The following is a 299-nucleotide window of genomic DNA, read 5'->3' on the forward strand; positions in this document are numbered from 1 at the left end:
GGGCGCAACGGCGGGTGCGGTGATCGAGCCGATTCCGGGATCGAGGCGGGAGAAGAACAAAAGAGCCTCTTTCCGACGCAGCCGGCGCCGGACAGTGGCGTTCCCCTCACATCGACACCGTGAACCTGAAAGACGTTCTTGGCCAAATCCAGACCGATCGTGGTAATCTTGATATGGCAGGCTCCTCTCGACTGTGGGTCTGTGGTCACTGCACAACCTACCATTTGGCACCCGGATGACGGGGAGCAGGAGCCATCCACATGGGGAATCGCGGGAGCGCATCGCCCAGAGAACCAATC

At 60.5% G+C, this 299-nt stretch carries 1 pseudogene; it reads right to left on the bottom strand.

The annotated features are described in order from the left end of the window. Positions 1 to 224, bottom strand: a pseudogene (locus EN874_RS34755) (hypothetical protein); the annotation flags it as partial. Between the last annotated feature and the right edge of the window lie 75 nt (positions 225 to 299).

The organism is Mesorhizobium sp. M1D.F.Ca.ET.231.01.1.1 (genome assembly GCF_003999155.2).
Lineage (GTDB): Bacteria > Pseudomonadota > Alphaproteobacteria > Rhizobiales > Rhizobiaceae > Mesorhizobium.